At 28.0% G+C, this 3019-nt stretch carries 2 protein-coding genes and 2 pseudogenes; 3 read left to right on the top strand and 1 reads right to left on the bottom strand.

From position 1 onward, the window contains the following. The 3 genes and pseudogenes from RSF37_RS12095 to RSF37_RS12085 form a co-directional block, all read left to right on the top strand. Positions 1-397, top strand: a pseudogene (locus RSF37_RS12095) (hypothetical protein); the annotation flags it as partial. Next, positions 397-1077, top strand: coding sequence for a LytR/AlgR family response regulator transcription factor (locus RSF37_RS12090; RefSeq protein ID WP_332564658.1), 681 nt, complete (start codon positions 397-399; stop codon positions 1075-1077). The pseudogene RSF37_RS12095 and the gene RSF37_RS12090, both read left to right, overlap by 1 nt. Before the next feature lie 226 nt (positions 1078-1303). Beyond that, positions 1304-2596, top strand: a complete 1293-nt coding sequence (locus RSF37_RS12085; RefSeq protein WP_332564657.1) for a DEAD/DEAH box helicase — start codon at positions 1304-1306, stop codon at positions 2594-2596. Between the two features lie 92 nt (positions 2597-2688). On the opposite strand, the pseudogene RSF37_RS12080 reads toward RSF37_RS12085, so the two are convergent. Beyond that, positions 2689-3019 (bottom strand): annotated as a pseudogene (locus tag RSF37_RS12080) (MATE family efflux transporter); the annotation flags it as partial.

Raw genomic sequence — 3019 nt, 5'->3', positions numbered from 1 at the left:
CTTAGAATATTATTCTATCACTAATTACTTTGAACAAGTAAAATATGCGCTTAGTATTTTCACAGGAAAAGATGATGTATTTTCTTTCAAAATTAAATTAAATGAAATAGAAAAAATAAAAATTTATTGGACAACAGAGTTAAGCATATACTCAACTATTGCACACCCGATTTTTTTTAATATTTTATTAAAAGATGGGTCAAGTATAAACTTTGAATCACTTGTTACAACATCAAATGAAGAATATTTATTAGCTATAAAGTATTTAGAAAATAATTATAATATTCTAATTGAAGATGAATATAAGCTACTTTATGTGCTTAATGATCCTAGTAAAAACTTAGTGGATTATATTAATGGTATTGAAGATGAATTAAAAAAAAGTGTGGTGGAATAATGATTAAAGTAAATTTGATTTTAAAAGATGCTAAGTTAGAAGGGATTTTGAAACTTAAAATAAAATCATTCTTTACACAGAAATGTAAAAAGGTTCAGTTTGTTAATTCTTTAGAGAATGAGGATAGTAATGATAATCTTGTAATTATATTTTTTGAATTAAGAAATGGTGATGAAATAAAATTAGTAAAGGATATAAAGGATAAATTCCAAAACAGCGCTATAATATTTTTAAGTGAAAAGGATAACTTAGTCTTTCAATCATTAAGTGTACAACCACTTCAATTTATAAGGTTAAGTAAGTTTGAAGAAGATTTTAAAGAAATGCTTATAGCACTAGAAGATTATTTGAATAAAGCAGATAATATTTTAACTTTTAAAGTAGGAACAGTTACTATGAAGCTCAATATAAAAAATATAATTTTTATAGAATCTTACGGGCATTATCTTATAATACATTCTACTACTGGAAATTATAAAATAAGAGAAAGAATTTCGAAAATAGTGGAACGAATAAAGTGCCCACTTTTAATAAGAGTTCATAAGTCATATATCATTAATACTAGCTTTGTTGAGAAAGCATTGTGCGATAAGTTGATATTGAAATCAGATATAGAAATTCCCATAGGAAGGTGCTTTAAGGAGGATGTTATAAAGGGCTTTAGCACAATTAGTAATTAAATAAAAAAGGTTATTTTTACGTATACTAATACTTCCATTTGCCAGAAATGAATTATAATACTATAATGTTAAAGAGAGACACTCCTTATATGTATGGGTTTGCTACTTACATATAAGGAATGTCTTTCTTTATTTTTTGTCAAAAAACAAAAATAGAATAAGTTATATTAATAAATAAATTAAATGAGGAAACGAAAAATTAAAATACCTCATACAAAGGAGAAATATGTTATTTAAAGATTTAAATATAATAGAACCAATACAAAAAGCCTTAGAGGAAGCTGGATATAAAAATCCTACACCAATACAAGAAAAATCAATTCCATCATTATTAGAGGGAAGAGACTTTTTAGGATGTGCACAAACAGGTACAGGTAAGACTGCGGCATTCGCAATTCCTGTATTACAAAACATTGCACAAAATGCAAAGAAGGAAGATGGTAAGAGAACAATAAAAGCATTAATCTTAGCACCTACTAGAGAACTTGCAATACAAATAGAAGAGAATTTCATAACTTATAGTGAGCATCTTGATTTAAGAAGTACAGTAATATTTGGAGGGGTTTCACAAAACCCTCAAACAAGAGTATTAAGAGCTGGAGTGGATATTTTAATTGCAACTCCAGGAAGATTACTTGATTTAATAGGTCAAAAATTCATTGACTTAAGTAGTGTAAAACATTTCGTATTAGATGAAGCAGACCGTATGTTTGATATGGGAATGGTTCGTGATGTTAATAAAATAGTAGCTAAATTACCAGAGGTTAGACAAAATCTTTTATTCTCAGCAACAATGCCAAAAGAAGTTATGAAACTTGTAAATAATATTCTTAAAAATCCAGTAAGAGTTGAAGTTGCACCAGTTTCATCTACAATAGATACTGTTACTCAGGGATTATACTTTGTTAATAAGAAAGAAAAAAGATTTTTATTAGCTCATCTTCTTAAAGATGAAGATATTAAATCACTTTTAGTATTCTCAAGAACAAAGCATAGGGCTAACACTATTGTAAAAGAACTTGGTGAAATAGGAGTAGAAGCTGCAGCTATTCATGGTAATAAATCACAAGGGGCTAGACAACTTGCCTTAAGTAATTTTAAAGAAGGAAAGATAAGAGTTTTAGTTGCAACTGATATAGCTGCAAGAGGAATTGATGTAGATGAGTTATCACATGTAATTAATTATGATCTACCAGATGTACCAGAAACTTATGTTCATAGAATTGGTAGAACAGGTAGAGCAGGACGTAGTGGAGTAGCTTTATCATTCTGTGACGTTGAAGAAAGAAATGAACTTAAAGACATTCAAAAGGTAATAGGAAAAAGCATACCTGTTATGGAAAATATAGACTATGAAAAGTTTATTATTCCTAAGGAAAATGCACCTAAGAAACAAGTGGCTAAAAAAGACGAAAATAAAAAACCAAGAAGAAATTGGTACAGAGATAAGAAGAAAACTTCTAGTAAAGGGCAACAAGGAAACAGAAGAACTGGAAGAAGTCAAAGTGAATCACGTTAATTAAAAGTTTATAGACATAAAAGAATAGGAGTTCAAAGATGAAATATTTTTGAATTCCTATTCTTTATTTTATATATAATTAATAAAAAAAATCATTTGAGAAAAACTGTTTTTAATTTTTTGTGATAAGGTATGTATAAAATTGCACCTATAAAGCACGTTGTGATTTCAGTTATTGTCATAGACCAAATTAAACCATGAAGTCCGAAGAAGTGATTAAGTATAATTACTATTGGTATATATAAACAGCCTTGACTTATAGCCATTATGCCTGTTGCAACACCTTCACCAGATGATTGGTATACTGTCATAAATAAAGTTGTAATACCATTAAACATGGTTGATATTAACATAACTATTAATATATATGAACCTACTTGAAGAATAGAGGCATCATTTGAGAACACTTGTATAATTTGAGCT

This window comes from Clostridium sp., from assembly GCF_036643715.1.
GTDB lineage: Bacteria > Bacillota > Clostridia > Clostridiales > Clostridiaceae > Clostridium.
Note: the sequence above shows the minus strand (reverse complement) of the source record. Positions and strands in the feature narration are given on the sequence as shown.

Excerpts from the sequence above, each read along its gene's own strand:
- RSF37_RS12090 (WP_332564658.1), top strand. The coding sequence starts at position 397 with ATGATTAAAGTAAATTTGATTTTAAAAGATGCTAAGTTAGAAGGGATT.
- RSF37_RS12085 (WP_332564657.1), top strand. The coding sequence starts at position 1,304 with ATGTTATTTAAAGATTTAAATATAATAGAACCAATACAAAAAGCCTTA.